The organism is Brevundimonas sp. LM2, assembly GCF_002002865.1.
In the GTDB taxonomy this organism is placed as follows: domain Bacteria; phylum Pseudomonadota; class Alphaproteobacteria; order Caulobacterales; family Caulobacteraceae; genus Brevundimonas.
The window spans coordinates 1,225,210-1,238,662 of sequence record NZ_CP019508.1 but is presented as its reverse complement, the minus strand read 5'-3'; the positions used below and the strand labels follow the sequence as shown (position 1 = coordinate 1,238,662).

At 68.5% G+C, this 13,453-nt stretch carries 17 protein-coding genes and 1 other RNA gene; 5 read left to right on the top strand and 13 right to left on the bottom strand.

Annotation, left to right across the window (positions count from 1 at the left end):
- Window positions 1-50: 50 nt before the first annotated feature.
- The 4 genes from BZG35_RS06090 to rnpB form a co-directional block, all read right to left on the bottom strand.
- Window positions 51-482: a cell division protein gene (locus tag BZG35_RS06090; protein WP_077354841.1), complete on the bottom strand. Its 432-nt coding sequence runs from the start codon at window positions 480-482 to the stop codon at window positions 51-53.
- Entirely contained in the window at window positions 479-1,441 is a 963-nt protein-coding gene (gene rsmH / locus BZG35_RS06085) for a 16S rRNA (cytosine(1402)-N(4))-methyltransferase RsmH (protein WP_077354840.1), read from the bottom strand. The genes BZG35_RS06090 and rsmH overlap by 4 nt, the downstream gene beginning before the upstream one ends.
- Entirely contained in the window at window positions 1,438-1,902 is a 465-nt protein-coding gene (locus tag BZG35_RS06080) for a division/cell wall cluster transcriptional repressor MraZ (RefSeq protein ID WP_077354839.1), read from the bottom strand. Before BZG35_RS06080 ends, rsmH begins: the two co-directional genes overlap by 4 nt.
- A 354-nt stretch (window positions 1,903-2,256) precedes the next feature.
- Window positions 2,257-2,633: RNase P RNA component class A (rnpB, locus tag BZG35_RS06075), an RNA gene on the bottom strand.
- Window positions 2,634-2,711: 78 nt separating this feature from the next.
- Between rnpB and BZG35_RS06070 the strand changes: the two genes are divergently transcribed.
- Together BZG35_RS06070 and BZG35_RS06065 are read left to right on the top strand one after the other, a co-directional pair.
- The gene (locus BZG35_RS06070; RefSeq protein ID WP_077354838.1) at window positions 2,712-2,921 is read left to right on the top strand and encodes a hypothetical protein; all 210 of its coding nucleotides are present in this window, start codon (window positions 2,712-2,714) and stop codon (window positions 2,919-2,921) included.
- The gene (locus BZG35_RS06065; RefSeq protein WP_077354837.1) at window positions 2,918-3,214 is read left to right on the top strand and encodes a type II toxin-antitoxin system RelE/ParE family toxin; all 297 of its coding nucleotides are present in this window, start codon (window positions 2,918-2,920) and stop codon (window positions 3,212-3,214) included. The genes BZG35_RS06070 and BZG35_RS06065 overlap by 4 nt, the downstream gene beginning before the upstream one ends.
- Here the strand turns inward: BZG35_RS06065 and BZG35_RS06060 are convergent.
- The 3 genes from BZG35_RS06060 to sppA form a co-directional block, all read right to left on the bottom strand.
- Entirely contained in the window at window positions 3,211-3,972 is a 762-nt protein-coding gene (locus BZG35_RS06060; RefSeq protein ID WP_077354836.1) for an N-acetylmuramoyl-L-alanine amidase, read from the bottom strand. The two genes, BZG35_RS06065 and BZG35_RS06060, sit on opposite strands and share 4 nt — an antisense overlap.
- A 15-nt stretch (window positions 3,973-3,987) precedes the next feature.
- Window positions 3,988-4,302, bottom strand: a complete 315-nt coding sequence (locus BZG35_RS06055) for a hypothetical protein (RefSeq protein ID WP_077354835.1) — start codon at window positions 4,300-4,302, stop codon at window positions 3,988-3,990.
- Between the two features lie 103 nt (window positions 4,303-4,405).
- On the bottom strand, window positions 4,406-6,181 hold the full coding sequence (sppA, locus tag BZG35_RS06050; protein WP_077354834.1) for a signal peptide peptidase SppA: 1,776 nt from the start codon (window positions 6,179-6,181) through the stop codon (window positions 4,406-4,408).
- A 201-nt stretch (window positions 6,182-6,382) separates the two neighbouring features.
- Between sppA and panD the strand changes: the two genes are divergently transcribed.
- The gene (gene panD / locus BZG35_RS06045; RefSeq protein ID WP_077354833.1) at window positions 6,383-6,739 is read left to right on the top strand and encodes an aspartate 1-decarboxylase; all 357 of its coding nucleotides are present in this window, start codon (window positions 6,383-6,385) and stop codon (window positions 6,737-6,739) included.
- A 164-nt stretch (window positions 6,740-6,903) separates the two neighbouring features.
- Here panD and dxs read toward each other — a convergent pair whose 3' ends face one another.
- The 4 genes from dxs to BZG35_RS06025 form a co-directional block, all read right to left on the bottom strand.
- Window positions 6,904-8,814, bottom strand: a complete 1,911-nt coding sequence (gene dxs, locus BZG35_RS06040) for a 1-deoxy-D-xylulose-5-phosphate synthase (protein ID WP_077354832.1) — start codon at window positions 8,812-8,814, stop codon at window positions 6,904-6,906.
- 64 nt (window positions 8,815-8,878) lie between these two features.
- Window positions 8,879-9,784 (bottom strand): polyprenyl synthetase family protein, encoded by a 906-nt coding sequence (locus BZG35_RS06035; protein WP_077354831.1) that lies wholly within the window; start codon window positions 9,782-9,784, stop codon window positions 8,879-8,881.
- Window positions 9,784-10,137: a tRNA-binding protein gene (locus tag BZG35_RS06030; RefSeq protein WP_077354830.1), complete on the bottom strand. Its 354-nt coding sequence runs from the start codon at window positions 10,135-10,137 to the stop codon at window positions 9,784-9,786. The genes BZG35_RS06035 and BZG35_RS06030 overlap by 1 nt, the downstream gene beginning before the upstream one ends.
- Window positions 10,137-10,388 (bottom strand): exodeoxyribonuclease VII small subunit, encoded by a 252-nt coding sequence (locus BZG35_RS06025; protein ID WP_077354829.1) that lies wholly within the window; start codon window positions 10,386-10,388, stop codon window positions 10,137-10,139. The genes BZG35_RS06030 and BZG35_RS06025 overlap by 1 nt, the downstream gene beginning before the upstream one ends.
- 161 nt (window positions 10,389-10,549) lie before the next feature.
- Between BZG35_RS06025 and BZG35_RS17875 the strand changes: the two genes are divergently transcribed.
- Window positions 10,550-10,690, top strand: coding sequence for a hypothetical protein (locus BZG35_RS17875; RefSeq protein WP_171981892.1), 141 nt, complete (start codon window positions 10,550-10,552; stop codon window positions 10,688-10,690).
- On the opposite strand, the gene BZG35_RS06020 is transcribed toward BZG35_RS17875, so the two are convergent.
- Window positions 10,687-11,337: a phosphoglycerate mutase family protein gene (locus BZG35_RS06020; RefSeq protein ID WP_077354828.1), complete on the bottom strand. Its 651-nt coding sequence runs from the start codon at window positions 11,335-11,337 to the stop codon at window positions 10,687-10,689. The genes BZG35_RS17875 and BZG35_RS06020 overlap by 4 nt on opposite strands.
- A gap of 42 nt (window positions 11,338-11,379) precedes the next feature.
- Entirely contained in the window at window positions 11,380-12,300 is a 921-nt protein-coding gene (locus tag BZG35_RS06015) for a histone deacetylase family protein (RefSeq protein ID WP_077354827.1), read from the bottom strand.
- Between the two features lie 146 nt (window positions 12,301-12,446).
- Here BZG35_RS06015 and BZG35_RS06010 point away from each other — a divergent pair, with 146 nt between their 5' ends.
- Window positions 12,447-13,451 (top strand): zinc-binding alcohol dehydrogenase family protein, encoded by a 1,005-nt coding sequence (locus BZG35_RS06010; RefSeq protein ID WP_077354826.1) that lies wholly within the window; start codon window positions 12,447-12,449, stop codon window positions 13,449-13,451.
- Window positions 13,452-13,453 lie beyond the last annotated feature (2 nt).

Here is a 13,453-nt window from a genome sequence, read left to right as displayed (position 1 = left end):
CTGACGCGCGGGCGTCGGCGCGGGCCGGTAGAGACGGTGATCCTGAACGCTCACAGCGGCGCTCCGTCGGTCGGCGCGGCCGGTGCGTCGCTCCTGGGGGTCGGCGCGGCGGCCTCCATCCGGGTCGGCGACGGCACGGGGGCCGCCGGGGGCAATGGTGCGGGCTTCAGGCCGGCCAGAGCCGACTCCTCGGCCTGGCGGGTCGCGTCGACGGGACCCAGACCGGCCCCACGCGACAGCGCCTCCAGCCGGCCGGGCTGCTCCAGACGGGCGGCCTCGGCGCGCAGCAGGCGGACGCGCTGGCCGGTCTCGGCGATGTCGCGCTCGAGCCGGCCGATCTCGGCGCTCTCGCGGCCGGCGGCGGCCTTGGCGACATAGACGGAGAAGACCAGGGCGGCGACGATGCCGACGCCGATGATCTCGATCCAGCGGATGCCGCGGACCTTCCAGTCGAACAGGGCCTGAAGCGGATTGCGGGTCATGCGGCGGTCGCCCAGACGGGGGCCGCGGTGCGGACGGCGGCGCGCAGCTTGGCCGAGCGGGCGCGCGGATTGACGGCCAGCTCAGCCTCGCCCGCCTCGCGCGCGCCTTTGAATTGCAGGGTGAAGCTGGGCTTGCGGGTCTCGACGGCCATGGGGGCGTGGCGCGAGCCGCCGGGGGCGTTGCCGCTGCGCTCGGTCAGGAAGGCCTTGACGATCCGGTCCTCCAGCGAATGGAAGGTGACGACGACCAGACGTCCGCCGGGGACCAGGGTGGCTTCGGCGGCCTCGAGCCCGGCGGTCAGTTCGCCCAGTTCGTCGTTCACGGCGATGCGCAGAGCCTGGAAGGTGCGGGTGGCGGGATGGGTGGGAGCGCCCCGACGGCCGCCGAGCGCCTTTTCGACCACGGCTGCGAGGTCCAGGGTGCGGGTGAACGGCTGTTCGATCCGGCGGCGCAGGATGGCGGTGGCGATCCGGCCCGACTGCCGCTCGTCGCCATACTGTTTCAGGATGTGGGCCAGGGGGCCGTGGTCCCAGGTGTTGACGATGTCGGCGGCGCTGTCGCCGTCCCGCGACATGCGCATGTCCAGCGGTCCGTCGCGCATGAAGGAGAAGCCGCGCTCCGCTTCATCCAGCTGCATCGAGGACACGCCGATGTCGAAGACGACGCCGTCGAGGCGGGGCTGGCCGCTGTCAGCGAACGCCTCGGCCAGGCCCGAGAACGGGGTCTGTATCAGAGAGAAGCGGCCCGGATGGTCGTCGGCCACAGCGTCGGCATGGAGTCGGACCGTCGGGTCCCGGTCCAGGGCGATGACCGTGGCCCCCGCAGCCAGGATGGCGCGGGTGTAGCCGCCGGCCCCGAAGGTGGCGTCGATGATCACCGAACCGGGCGCCGGGGCCAGGGCGGCGATCACCTCGTCCAGCAGGACCGGGGCATGGGGGGCCGGGGCGAGCGCGGTCATGCGTCGCCACCCAGCGGCCGACGACGGACGTCGCCGCGCTCGCGCATGGCCTTGCGGGCCAGTTCGCGACGCTCGTCCTTGCGGGCGTTCCAGCGGGCGCGGTCCCAGATCTGGAACCGGGGCCCGAGACCGACGATGACGACGTCCTCGCCGAGTCCGGCTTCCTGGCACAGGCTTTCCGGCAGGGTGATGCGGCCGCCGCCGTCGTAGGCCAGCTGTTTCTGCCCGCCGTAGACGGTCTCTTCCAGCGCGGTGCGCCAGTCGTCGCCGAACGGCAGGGCCTCGATCATGGCGACGTACTCGGCCATGAGCTTGTCGCCGCCGGCCTCGAGGCAATCGGACTCGACCGAGAAGAAGCAGAAGACGCCGTGCTCGGCCCCGTTGTCGGTCGTGCGGAATTCCTGAGGGATCAGGAGACGGCGCTTGCCGTCCAGCTGCTTCTCACTGGTTCCGAGAAACACGCCTGCCTACCGAGCCCCTTGCGGCCCGCTCCCCACTCATTCCCGCGCCCAATACGCCGACGCCGCCAATCCCCTGATCGCAGGAACGGGATAGCATGGGATTGGATGGGTCTCAATGGGATGATGAAGGTATCTTTAACCATGATCGGCGCGAAACGCATGCGTTAGACTGCATAGACCGTGAACATACACAGAACACGATAAGTATTAACACCCTGTGGGAAGTTTGCGCCGCGTTTTGGTCCAAGGGGTTAATCGGGCGCAGGAGGTGAGATGACCCCGCCAACGGGGCCGGCCACCGAGGCTCAAGCGGGCAGCGCCACGGCGCGTGCGGTAGCCGCGCCTGAGGGGAAGAATGCCAGACGGCCTGTAAGCCGGGTTCTGTCCCGCACCGAGGTGCGGTGACGATCATTCCTCTGGACCCCCCGTCGCCGGAGGGTTCTCGCGACCTACCCGGACGCCTCGGGCGGTGAACCCTGCGGCCGAAACCGCGCGACGTCCCTATTCGGTCTTGCTCCAGGCGGGGCTTGCCATGCCGTCCCTGTTACCAGCGACGCGGTGGGCTCTTACCCCACCCTTTCACCCTTACCCGCGTCGAGACGCAGGAGGTTTGCTTTCTGTGGCGCTATCCCTCGGGTCACCCCGGGCGGGCGTTACCCGCCGCCTTTTCACCGTGGAGCCCGGACTTTCCTCGACAGGGCGAACCCCGCCGCGACCGCCCGGCCGTCTGGCGAGGGGGTGATGCGCCCGGACGGCCTGGGGGTCAACCGCGAGATGCGGACGGAGCCAGCATGTGCTAGTCTGATTTCATGTCCACGGTTGTCCAGAAAACTCCGGGTCAGCTTGCGAACGAGGCCTTAGGCGCGCGCGAACGGCGTCTCGCCTGGGAAAGCGCCCGGCTGACCGAGGCTGATGAGGATTTTATGGCCGGCCGTTACATCTCGGGCGACGAGGCGATGCGCTGGCTCGAGAATGAGATTGCCGAAGCCGAGGCGGCCGAGGCGCGAGAAGCCGACTGAGCCTGGCCTATCGTCTCGACATCTCCGAGCAAGCAAGGGCTGACCTTGCGTCGGTGCGGCGATGGTTGATGCAGCCGGGAAGCGGGACGCGCGCCCATCGTCGCTACGCCGCCATAGTCAAGGCCGTTCGAGACCTTAAAACCCATCCAGATCGATGGCCGGAAGGTGATCACGACGCCGTCCGCGAGCGGCCGGTCGAAGGCCACCGCATCTACTACCGCGTCGTCGACGCCCAGAACGTTATCCGGATCATGCGCGTGCTGAGCCCCTTCCAGGATCGCGAGACCCTCTAGTTCAGCACGCCCGTCACGCTTTCCACCGTCGCCAGTTGGAGCACGCCCATCAGGGTCGCGCGGGTTTCGCCGTCGGCGATGCCGTCCACCCTCGAAGGCCGCCAGTGGCGCTGGAAGGCCTCGACCGTGATGCGGGTCTCGTCGGTATAGCGGCCGTCCGGCAAGGGTTCGTAGCCCAACCGGTGCAGACCGGCCTGGAGCACATGAACGCCCAGCCCCTCGTCGCCGACTCCAAGCGGTGGGCCGAGGGCGGCGATGCGTTCGGGTGCGGGCTCGAACCACAGACCCTGCCGGTGTTCGGCCAGGCGCTTCCAGGGAAACAGCTCGCCGGGATCTTGCTTGCGGGTCGGGGCGACGTCGGAGTGGCCGAGGATGCGGGCATCGTCGACGGCCCAGCGCGTCCGCACGTCGTCGATCAAGGCGATGACGGCCTCGATCTGGGCATCGGGAAACAGGCGATAACCGAATTCGTGGCCCGGATTGACGATCTCGATGCCGATCGAGACCGCGTTGATGTCGGTCTCGCCCTTCCACCAGCTCTGGCCGGCGTGCCAGGCGCGCCGCTCCTCCTCGACAAGGCGGAGGATCGAACCGTCCTGGTCGACAACGTAGTGGGCGGAAACCTTCGCGTCCGGGTCGCGAAGCCGGGCGATGGCGGCCTCTGCTGTCTGCATGCCGGTGTAGTGCAGCAGGATCATATCCGGCGGGGCGCGCCGCTGATCGAAATTGGGAGAGGGGGCCGCCGTGATCGTCACCATTGGCCCGTTATAGCCCTAGTGGTGCGGACGTTCCCAGCCGTAGGTGACCCAGGTGTCGCCGACCTTGGTGGCCTCGATCACATCGTCGGCGCGCCGGGACCTGACCGTCACCCTGCGGCGGGCGCGGACCGCCAGACCGGCGAAAAAGACCAGGACACTAGCGAAGAGGGCGATCACGGCGACAGCGGCGGCGGTAAACACCGCCAGAACGGCCCCGACCGTCAGGGCCGCAACGGCAGCGATCAATCCGCCCAACCACATGATCGGGGCGAGGATCCCGTGAGTGCGGCGGTTCTGGAAGCCGATCGAGGCGTAGCGGTCCTGTGTCATCACTGATCCTTTCGAGCGCTCTTCCGAACGCCTGAACCCCAATGTCGGTCCACAGAGGTGAACCGTCAATGACCGAGCACGTCACAGGCGAGTGTGTCGCGGTTTACAGAGGCTGATCGGCGAGGACCGAAGCCCCCTGCCCCCGCATCCGCTCCATCTCGACGCGGCCCAGGATAGCCTGGGTCTGCGGATCGGCCATGACTCCCCCCAGCGTCACCAGCGCGCGGGCGGCCTGCGTCTGGACGCCGAAGGCTTCGGACAGCGCTTCCCACGGCGATTTCGGCGTCGGGAACCGCTTGTAACGCACGGAGGCCCCTGCCGGGATCTTCGCCAGTTCGCGCGCCTTGCCGATCGCCTCGGTCAGGCCGCCCAGCTGATCCACCAGACCGAGCGTCTTGCCCTGGGCCCCGGTCCAGACGCGGCCACGAGCGATTTCGCGCGCGCGCTCGATAGGGAGGCGACGGCCGGTCGAGACGCGCTGCACGAACTCCTCATAGGTGCGGTCCATGGAGGCTGAGAAGGCCGCGCGCTGCGCCTGGGTGAAGCCCGAGGCGGGGCTGAAGGCGTCGGAATAGTCGCCGCCGACCGACAGGCCGCGCAGATCGACGCCGAACCGGCCCAGGGCTTCGGACACCACGAACTTGCCGCCGAACACCCCGATCGAGCCGGTCAGGGTCGAGGGCTGGGCCACGATCCAGTCGGCTTCCGAACTGATCCAGTAACCGCCGGAGGCCGCATAGTCGCCCATCGACACCACCACCGGCTTGCCGGCCGCCCGCGCCGCCCGAACGGCGGCCAGGATCTGCTCCGAGGCCTCGGGCGAACCGCCCGGCGAGGACACGCGGAAGACGATGGCCTTGACCGACCGGTCCTCGATCGCGTCGTAGATCGCCTCGGCCGTGTCGTCGGAGCGGATCGAGGACCCGCCGCCGAGGCCGGACGCTCGGCCCGTCCCCGTGATGATCGCCCCTTCGCCACCGACGATGGCGATGGCATCGCTCCCCGATCCGATCCGCTCGCCCTTGGATGAGGCGTAGTCGTCGAACTCCAGGATGCCGGCTCCTCGGCCCGCCCGGCGCTTCGCCTCGGCCTCGGCCTCCTCGACCTGACCGATCTTGTCGATCAGCTTCAACGACAGGGCCTGCGGCGCGGCATAGGGGCCGGCCTCGATCGTGGTCTTGAGGGCAGCGGCCGGGACCTTGCGGTCGAACGCGGCGTTGGCGATGGCCGAGTCGTAGATGGACGTCATCCACGCCGTCATCGCCTCGCGGTGCGGGCCGGTGTAGTCGGACTGTGTGAACTCGTTGACCGCGTTCTTGTATTCGTAGCGCTGCTCGAACTCGGCTCGGACGCCGTAGCGATCGAAGGCGCGACCCAGGAAGACCGAGTCGGCCGAGAAGCCGGTGGCCTGGAAGCTGGCGGTATTCTGCATCCACAGCTCCGAGGCCGAGGCCCCGATCATATAGCTGGAGATCACGGTGCCGACGGGCTGGAAGCCCTGGGAGTGGGCGATGACCGGCTTGCCGGCGGCGCGGAACCGGCGGACGGCCTGACGGATCTCGTCGGCCGAGGCAGGGCTGATGCCGGCCTCCGGGAGGCGGATCAGCAGCACCTTGACCTGGGCGTCTCGCTCCGCCTGCGCCAGGGTATCGACGATCTGTACCACCGACAGGCTGGATCCGCCGAAGGAAGCGAATGGATTGATCGGGGCCTGATCGGTCAGCCCCTGACGCAGGTCCAGCTCCAGGACGGCGTTGGCTGGCGTGGCCGGTTCGCGCGCCGTGGCTGCCGCGCCGACGATCAGCACGATCGGCAGGACGACGACGAACAGGATCAGGCCGGTGAAGACACCGAGCACGGTCAGGAAGAACTGCTTCATGGGAAGACGGCGATCCGGTCGAATGGCCACGATCGGCCAGGATGGAGCATAGAGGGTGGCAGGTTGCGGTCAAATGAAGGTCGGGTAACGGAGGCGTGGCCAATCGCGCGTGCGCGATTGCTGGCGGTGACCGAAATCCCTATATGAGCCGCCTGCGAGCGGGGGCCTATCGCCCCGCGTCACGATCGGACCGCACTCCCCATGCTGGTCACCATGATGAAGGCCAAACTGCACCGCGCGACGGTGACGCAGGCCGACCTGGACTATGAAGGCTCGATCGCCATCGACGGCGATCTGCTGGAAGCCGCCGGGATTTTTCCGAACGAACAGGTCGATGTGCTGAACATCACCAACGGCGCGCGCTTCACCACCTATGCCATCGAGGCTCCACGCGGATCCAAGGTCATTGGCGTGAACGGGGCGGCCGCGCGGCTGGTACAGAAGCACGACAAGGTCATCGTGGTGACCTATGGCCAACTTCCGGTCGAGGAAGCGCGTCAGTGGTCACCGACCGTGGTGCTGCTGGACGACGGCAATGTGATGAAGGCGGCGGCTTAAGTCCTTCTCCCTCCCCCTCGGGGGAGGGTCGTTGAGGCAAAGCCTCGAATGGGTGGGAAGGGCCGGTGACGCGGATACAGACCCGTGCACGCTGGCTTGGCCGCCCCCACCCGGCTTCGCTGCGCTCAGCCACCCTTCCCTGAGGGGGAGGGAGAGGGGTTTTGCTAGGCCCGCACCGCTCCACGCGCCGTCTCCACCCCCAGCGCCTTCAGCGCGGCGGCGGCGATGTGTTCGGCGTCCAGGCCGGCCTCGGCGTACTGACGCGCCGGCGCGTCGTGATCCTGGAAGACGTCGGGCAGATGCAGCGTGCGGATCTTGAGCCCGGCGTCCAGGGCCCCTTCGCCGGCGAGATACTGCAGCACGAAGGCCCCGAAGCCCCCCATGGCACCCTCCTCCACCGTGATCAGCGCCTCGTGCTCGCGCGCCAGCCGCGTGATCAGGTCATGGTCGAGCGGCTTGGCGAAACGGGCATCGGCCACCGTGGCCGAAATACCGTGCGCCGCCAGCAGGTCGGCGGCCTTCAACGATTCCTGCAGACGGGTACCAAACGACAGGATGGCGACGGCCGTGCCCTCGCGCACGATGCGGCCGCGTCCGATTTCCAGCGGCTGGGCCAGTTCGGGAATCTCGACTCCGATGCCTTCACCCCGCGGATAGCGGAAGGCCGAGGGGCGGTCGTCGATCTCGCAGGCGGTAGCGATCATGGCGGCTAGGTCGGCCTCGTCGGCCGCGGCCATCAGCACCATGCCGGGCAGGGCCCCCATGAAGCCGACGTCGAAGGTGCCGGCGTGGGTACAGCCGTCCGCTCCGACCAGGCCGGCCCGGTCCATGGCGAAGCGCACCGGCAGGGACTGGATCGCCACGTCATGGACGACCTGGTCGTAGCCGCGCTGCAGGAAGGTCGAATAGATGGCGCAGAAGGGCTTCATGCCGTCGGCGGCCAGGCCGGCGGCGAAGGTCACGGCGTGCTGCTCGGCGATGCCGACGTCGTAGGTGCGGGCCGGATAGGCCTGGCCGAACAGGTCGAGGCCGGTGCCGGACGGCATGGCGGCGGTGATGGCGACGATGGTCGGGTCGATCGCGGCCCGCTTGATCAGCTCGGTGCCGAACACCTTGGTGTAGCTGGGGGCGTTGGAGACGGACTTGTTCTGCTTGCCCGACACCACGTCGAACTTGACCACGGCGTGCAGCTTGTCGGCGCTGCTTTCCGCCGGGGCATAGCCCTTGCCCTTCTGGGTGACGACATGGACGACCACCGGGCGGTCGGTGATGGCGGCCGCGTTCTTCAGGATCGGGACCAGATTATCCAGGTCGTGGCCGTCGATCGGGCCGATGTAGTAGAAGCCCAATTCCTCGAAGAAGGTGCCGCCGGTGACCATGCCCCGGGCATATTCCTCGGCCTTGCGCGCCGCCTCGCGGAACGGGCGCGGCATGTGCTCGGCGACCTTTTTGCCGAACTGGCGGAAGTTCTGATAGGCGCCGCCCGAGACCTGTCTGGCCAGGTAGGCGCTCATGCCGCCCACCGGCGGGGCGATCGACATGTCGTTGTCGTTGAGGATCACGGTCAGCTGGCCGGTGGTCTCGGCGGCGTTGTTCATCGCCTCATAGGCCATGCCGGCCGACATGGAGCCGTCACCGATGACGGCCACGACCTTGTTGGTCTTCGCCTGCTGGTCGCGGGCGGCGGCGAAGCCGAGGGCGGCGCTGATCGAGGTGGAGGCGTGGGCGGCGCCGAAGGGGTCGTATTCGCTCTCGGCCCGCTTGGTGAAACCGGACAGACCGCCCCCCGTGCGCAGGGTGCGGATACGGTCGCGCCGACCGGTCAGGATCTTGTGCGGGTAGCATTGGTGACCGACGTCCCAGATCAGGATGTCCTCGGGCGTCTCGAACACGTGGTGAAGGGCGACGGTCAGCTCGACGACGCCCAGACCCGCGCCCAGATGGCCCCCGGTGGTGGAGACCGCGTCGATGGTTTCCGCCCGCAGCTCATCGGCGAGCTGCCGCAGTTGGGCGGCATCGAAGCCGCGCATGTCGGCGGGAATACGGACCTTGTCGAGCAGCGGAGTGACGGGCATCGAACGCGTGAACCTTGGCTTCTATTGACTTGGTTTCGACCGATCTGACGCCGGACGTTTCCTCTCAGGACCTGCGGTTTAGCACGAAGTCCACGCTGGCCTTGAGGTTTTCCGCGTCCGGACCGAACACATCAAGATGGCTACGGGCCTGATCGGCCAGTTGCGCGACGCGATGCCGCGCCTGATCGACCCCCAGCAGGGTGACGAAATTGGTCTTGCCCTGGGCCGCGTCCTTCTGGGCCGCCTTGCCCAAAACCGCCTCGTCGCCGTCGAAATCCAGCAGGTCGTCGACGATCTGATAGGCCAGGCCGATGTCGTGGGCGAAGCTGGTCAAAGCCTGGCAATGCTGCTCGCTGGCCCGGGCCACGATCAGCGGAATCTCGAACGCATAGGTGAACAGGGCCCCGGTCTTGAGCCGCTGCATGCGGGCCACCCCGTTCAGGTCGTCGCGCACGCCCAGCAGGTCGATCATCTGCCCCCCGGCCATGCCGCGCGCGCCGGACGCCAGCGACAGGCGGGCGGCCAGGGCGCAGCGGATGTTGGCGTCCTCGTGCGTGTCCTCATGCAGGATGATGTCGAAGGCGGCGGTCTGCAGCGCATCGCCGGCCAGGACGGCGGTCGCCTCGTCATAGGCGATGTGCAGGGTCGGTCGACCGCGCCGCATGTCGTCGTCGTCCATACAGGGCAGGTCGTCGTGGACCAGGCTGTAGGCGTGGACGCATTCCAGGGCGCAGGCGGCGCGCAGCACCGGCCGCTCGTCGATATCGAACAGCCGCGACGCCTCCATGGCGAAATAGGGCCGCAGCCGCTTGCCGGGCCCCAGCGCCGCATAGCGCATGGCCTCGGTCAGCCGGGACTCAGGGCCATCGGCCCGGGGCAGGAGCTCGTCCAGGGCCACGGTGACGAGGTCGGCGACCTCGGCGACGCGGTCGGCGACGGACTGGACGGGGGCATTGGCGGCCAGGCGCATCAGAACAGTCTCCCGCCGACCGGCACGTCGCGATCCACCCCGACCAGAACCACCTCGCCCTCCGCGTCCGGGAAGCCCAGGGTCAGGACCTCGGACATGAAAGGTCCGATTTGACGCGGCGAAAAGTTGACCACGGCGGCGACCTTGCGGCCCTCGAGCTGGTCGAGCGTATAGTGACGGGTGATCTGGGCCGAGGAGCGTTTGACGCCGATGTCCGGGCCGAAATCGATGGTCAGCTTGTAGGCGGGCTTGCGCGCTTCCGGGAAGGTTTCCGCGCGGAGAACCTGGCCGACGCGGATGTCGACGGCGGTGAAGGCGTCGTAGTCGATGCGAGGCGCGACCGCCGGGGTCATCAGCTGAACTCGGCCGGCTCGACGCCGCGGGCGGCCCCGTCGGACCCGACGACGATCTTCTCGACCCGCAGCTGGGCCGCCTTCAGCCGGGCCTCGCAGTGCGCCTTCAGCAGCGCCCCCTCTTCGTACAGGGTGATGGACTCCTCAAGCGGAGCCTGGCCCGACTCGAGGCGTGAAACGATGGTCTCGAGCCTGGACAGGGCGGCTTCGAAACTGAGATCGGCGGGTACGGAGGGCGTTACGTCTGACATTGCCTCGACCCTAGAGGCGCGATGCGCTCGCTTCAACGGGGAAGCGAGCGCGGTCTCCACGGATTGGCGATCGGGCGCGATTGATCCATTGTGCGAACGCACTGGAGCAACCAGCCATGGATCAGAAGCCAATTCGGCCCTTGCAGCCTCGGAACAGCGCGATGGGCGACGGTGAGGTGGGTGATCCCTTTGCCGCATTCCATGAATGGACGAGCGAGGCCGATCAGAAGGCGTTTGCCGCGCTGGCCAACGACGTTGGTTTATCATCTGCCGCATCCGGTGACGACAAAGCGGAGAATTAGGCTCTCTGGTAACGCCGCTGGGACCAGTATTTGAAGCCCTGGTTGTGCACCAGCTTCCAGCCGTCGGCCTTCAGGCGCGCGCCGACCATATGATTGAAATAGCCGTGGGCCAGGACCAGGACGTCCTCGCCGGCCTCGGCCCGGGCGATCAGCTTCTGCGCCGCGCGTTCGGCGCGGGCCTCGGCTTCGCGGCGGGTCTCCTGGCCGTCGTGATGGTCGAAGGCATGCCACCAGAAACGGGCGACCACGCCCCAGTATTTGGGCGGCAGCTTGAACCAGGACGGGAAATGCGGCGGCGGCAGGGGTGCCTCGATGAACAGGACATCGGAGGTGACCTCGCGCCCCGCCGAGATGGCCGAGGCGGTCTCCTGGGCGCGCTGGCGGGTGGAGGCGAAGATGACGCCCGCGCCCTGTGCGGTCTCCAGCAGCCCGCGCGGCGGGCTCTGACCGGCCAGCAGGCCGCCCAGCTCGTATTTCGCCCACCAGTCGCGGTACTGATCCGACGTGAGCAGGCATTTGCGCGACAGGGCCGGCTCGCCGTGGCGGGCCAGGGTGATGGAGCCGGGGCGGGTCGCGACCGCACGCGGCCGCGCCGGAGCGGGCACGCGCGTTTCAGTCGGGGGATGATCGAGGGTGTCTGGCATCATGGTGAGACGAAGTACGGGCGGATGACCGCCGTGGACCTTGCTTTATGCCTCCCCCAGGGCCCGGACGTGGGCGAGGGCCGAGCGGCCCAGTCCTTCAAGGTCGTAACCGCCCTCCAGCGAAGAGACAACCTTGCCGCCGCATCGACGACGCGCGACCTCCAGCACCGCCCGCGTCGCCCAGGCGAAATCCTCGGCCTCCAGGGACTGATGGGCCAGGGGATCGCGGCGATGGGCGTCGAAACCGGCGGAAATCAGGATCAGGTCGGGGGCGAAATCGTCGAGCGCGGGCATTAGACGGCCGGCAAAACCGGCGCGCCATGATTCGCGCGCGGCATGGGGCTCGACCGCCACGTTGACGATGTTGCCGACCCCGGTCTCCGACGGCGCGCCGGTGCCGGGATAGAGGGGCATCTGGTGGATGGAGCCGAGGAACAGGCTGTCGTCCGCCTCGAACGCGGCCTGGGTGCCGTTGCCGTGGTGGACGTCGAAATCGACCACGGCGATGCGGGCCATTCCCAGCGACTGGGCCACGCGGGCGGCGACGGCGACGTTCGAGAACAGACAGAACCCCATGGCCTGGTTCGGTTCGGCGTGATGGCCGGGCGGTCGGACGGCGGCGAAGGCGCGAGCGGTCTGGCCCTCCACCACGGCGCGCACGGCGTCGATCGCGGCCCCGGCGGCCAGGCGCGCGGCGCGCACGCTGCCCGGCGACAGGACGGTGTCGGCGTCCAGTTGGGCCAGCCCTTCCGCCGGAGACGCCTCGATCATGCGCCTCACATAAGCGGATGGATGAATGCGCTCGAGATCGGCGACCCCGGCCTCGGTCGCTGCGCGGCGATCCAGCGACAGGTCGGCGTCGTCGAGGGCGGCGAGGACCGCGGCCAGGCGCTCGGGCCGCTCGGGGTGCCCTGCGCCGGGGGCGTGGGCGATCATGTCGGGGTGAGTGAACAGGGCGACGGACATGGTCGCAGACTAGGCGCTCGCGCGGAGCGACGGAACGCGTTTCTGAGTGAAGCGCCCGGCTTCGGATGAAACGAGCGCTAGCTTGCGATGCGGGCGACCGGGCCTATCTGAGCGCAGGCCGCGGCTACGCGGCGAAGGAACTCCCCATGAAAGCCATTGGCACCACCGGCCCCCGGCCGGCCGACGATCCCGCAGCCCTGGTCGCGTTCGACGCGCCCGAACCCGTTCTGAAACCGCACGACCTGCTGGTCTCGGTCAAGGCCGTCAGCGTCAATCCGGTCGACGCCAAGGTCCGGGGCAGCCGCCAGCCCGAAGGAGGGGAAACGAGCATCCTGGGCTATGATGCCGCCGGAATCGTCACCGCGGTCGGCAGCGAGGTCAGCCTGTTCAAGGTGGGCGACGAAGTCTTTTATGCCGGCCAGATCGACCGTCCGGGCTCGAACGCCGAGCGTCAGGCGGTCGATGAGCGCATCGTCGGCCGCAAGCCCGCGAACCTGGGCTTCGCCGAGGCTGCGGCCCTGCCCCTGGTCGCCATCACGGCGTGGGAACTGCTGTTCGACCGGATGCACGCCAGCCGGGACGAGGACGAGACCCTGCTGGTCGTCGGCGGGGCCGGCGGCGTCGGCTCGGTGCTGATTCAACTGGCGCGGGCGATCACCAACCTGCGCGTGGTCGCCACGGCCGCGCGGCCCGAGACCCGGGCCTGGTGCCTGGAGATGGGGGCCCACGCCGTCATCGATCACAGCGGCCCCATCGACGAGGCCCTGACCGCCGCCGGCGAGCGGGCTCCGAAATACATCGCTAGCCTGACGCATACGACGGACCATTTCGAGGCCCTGGCCCGGGCCGTGGAGGTCCAGGGTGTGATCGGTTCGATCGACGACTTCAAAGGCCTGTCGGTCGAACTGCTGAAATACAAGAGCGCCGGCTTCGTGTGGGAATTCATGTTCGCGCGGTCGCTGCACCAGACGCCCGACATGATCCAGCAGCACCACATCCTGAGCGAGATCGCGCGGCTGGTGGAGGCGGGCCAGATCCGCAGCCCGCTGAGCGAGAACCTGGGGGCGATGACGGTCGAGACCCTGCTGGAGGGTCACCGCCGGCTCGAGAGCGGCACGACCATCGGCAAGGTCGCCCTGGACGCGATCTGAGG